The sequence below is a fragment of the Cerasibacillus sp. genome, assembly GCF_036516575.1.
In the GTDB taxonomy this organism is placed as follows: domain Bacteria; phylum Bacillota; class Bacilli; order Bacillales; family Amphibacillaceae; genus Cerasibacillus.
The window spans coordinates 1-2367 of the sequence record NZ_DATBTY010000051.1 but is presented as its reverse complement, the minus strand read 5'-3'; the positions used below and the strand labels follow the sequence as shown (position 1 = coordinate 2367).

The 2367-nt window shown below is 33.1% G+C and carries 3 protein-coding genes and 2 pseudogenes; all 5 read left to right on the top strand.

Annotated features, from left to right (window positions below):
• Window positions 1-266 (top strand): annotated as a pseudogene (locus VIG73_RS09030) (hypothetical protein); the annotation flags it as partial.
• A 41-nt stretch (window positions 267-307) separates the two neighbouring features.
• Window positions 308-913 (top strand): DUF4352 domain-containing protein, encoded by a 606-nt coding sequence (locus tag VIG73_RS09025; protein WP_331641143.1) that lies wholly within the window; start codon window positions 308-310, stop codon window positions 911-913.
• Window positions 914-1016: 103 nt separating this feature from the next.
• Window positions 1017-1625, top strand: a complete 609-nt coding sequence (locus VIG73_RS09020; RefSeq protein ID WP_331641141.1) for a hypothetical protein — start codon at window positions 1017-1019, stop codon at window positions 1623-1625.
• 109 nt (window positions 1626-1734) lie between these two features.
• Entirely contained in the window at window positions 1735-1938 is a 204-nt protein-coding gene (locus VIG73_RS09015) for a hypothetical protein (RefSeq protein WP_331641139.1), read from the top strand.
• Window positions 1939-1971: 33 nt separating this feature from the next.
• Window positions 1972-2367, top strand: a pseudogene (locus VIG73_RS09010) (hypothetical protein); the annotation flags it as partial.

Below are 2367 nucleotides of genomic sequence, written 5' to 3'. Positions count from 1 at the left end.
AGCAGGATTTAAAAGCTGATGATATCATGTCTTCTATTGAAATTACAGATAATCTCGAAGGTTCGGGCTATACCGATAGTGCTGGAGCTTTTGAAAGTATTCAAGAACTAACTGGAACAATTAAATCTGGTGAGGAAATTACAGGTCAATTTATAACAGATATTTATGAAGCAGATGTATATTATTTTAGAGAGAATCCTGCAAACGTAGATATTGGTGTAACTAATCAGGTAGTTTGGACCATACCAGCAGATGAAGCGAAGTAATAATTTTATTACAATCATTAATGATTAATGGAGGTTTTCAAATGAAGCGGATCTTAATCATTTTAATAACCAGCCTACTATTAATTGTAACCGCTTGCGGGAACAATAATACCACTGAAAATACAACTGCGGACAATAAGAAAGAAAATGAAAATATAACAGAAGAAAATAATGATAACAATAAAGAAGAGTCTGATGGGGAAATTCCGGTTTATCAGATTGGAGAAACAGCTGTAATAAAGAATGATAAATTTAATTTAGAATATGAAGTTACGGTCAATAGTTTTGAGATTACTAAAGAAGTAGATGGAGTGCCGTTAGAAGAATTAGTAACAAATTTAGAAGAAGATGATGAAGATGGCTTTCTTTCTATTGATGTAACTTATAAAAATATCTCTGATGAAGCTTATGTACCTAATGAAAGATTTTTATCATACTTTGGACAAGGGGACGGGGGAGGCGGTTCATTAACCGATTTTGATGATATGTTCTTTCCAGAGTTGGAAAAAGAACTGGCACCAGGTGAAGAAATTACAGGAAAATTGGTATATATTTCTGCAAATCCCGACTATGATTATTATACATTGACATATGAACCGGTGTCAGACAATGAAACCTGGTTCCACCTACCAAATCCAAATCAATAGCTAAAATAAAGTAATTAATGGTCGAGTCTAAGCAATCTCTTTTATATAGAAAAAGAAGTTCATACATCATATTAAAATAAACAAAAATACAGGGGTCGATAATATGAAGAGATTAACATTAATTTTAACAGCATTACTTATCAGTACATTTATTCTTGCTGGATGTAGTGATGATAAAGATGAAACAAAAGAATCAGATAACAATGTAGTTAATGAGGAAAACAATGATGGAAAAGACAATGAAGATGATTCAGATAAAAGCGCGTCAGAAATCACAACAGAAGACCAATTAGATTTAACTCTTGGAGATACAGGGAAATTTGATACGACTCTTGGGACCTATGAAATGACTGTAGAGAGCGCTGAACTTTTAGAAGAATTGGATGGAGAAGAGTCACAATTTGATTACTTAATTCTAATTAACTTATCTATTAAGAATACAAGTGACCACGATTTGGATGTGGAAGATTTAATGTATTCAATGGAGGTTACAGAAATGATTGATGGCTCCGGATTTTCGGACCAATCCCATGTTTTTGAAAGTGTAGAAGAATTAACTGGTGTCATTAAACCAGGTGAGGAGATATCTGGACAGTTTATTTCAGATATTTATGAGTCGGATGAATACTATTTTAGAGAGCGATCAGGTAATGTTGCAGCAGGTGGAAGTAACCAAGTCATCTGGACCATACCAGCAGATGAAGCGAAGTAAGAGGTATTGCCGGGAGGGGCAATACCACCCATCTTTCTTTGAAAAAAATATGAAATATTAGTGCAATTCCGCAGAAACTGAATAAAAAAGTGGCTCTACATATGTTTATATGAATCAAATAATCGTTCTACACCACGACACAAATCAAGAGCTATCGGAACGATCAACATATGTTACAGCAAAAGCAACATCAACGGTAAATCTCTGGTTTTTGCCTCAAGTGAATGACATGTTAGGCAGTACAAAAGCCATCAATGGTCGAGTAGAAGGTAATACATTTAATATCGAAAAAAAATTTCATACATCATATTAAAATAACGAAAAACGAATACAAGAGGTGTATAACATGAAAAGGTTAACTCTAATTTTAACAGTATTACTTATCAGTACATTTATTCTTGCTGGATGTAGTGATGATAAAGATGAAACAAAAGAATCAGATAACAATGTAGTTAATGAGGAAAACAATGATGGAAAAGACAATGAAGATGATTCAGATAAAAGCTCGTCAGAAATCACAACAGAAGACCAATTAGATTTAAAACTTGGGGATACAGGTAAGTTTGATACAACTCTTGGAACCTATGAAATGACTGTTACGTCAGCAAAGATTATAGAATCTGAACTAGATGGAAATGAACCTTATGATTATGGGTTTATTTTGTTGGATATTAAAATAAAAAATACAAGTGAGCAGGATTTAAAAGCTGATGATATCATGTCTTCTATTGAAATTACAGAT

Excerpts from the sequence above, each read along its gene's own strand:
- VIG73_RS09015 (WP_331641139.1), top strand. The coding sequence starts at position 1,735 with ATGAATCAAATAATCGTTCTACACCACGACACAAATCAAGAGCTATCG.
- VIG73_RS09025 (WP_331641143.1), top strand. The coding sequence starts at position 308 with ATGAAGCGGATCTTAATCATTTTAATAACCAGCCTACTATTAATTGTA.
- VIG73_RS09020 (WP_331641141.1), top strand. The coding sequence starts at position 1,017 with ATGAAGAGATTAACATTAATTTTAACAGCATTACTTATCAGTACATTT.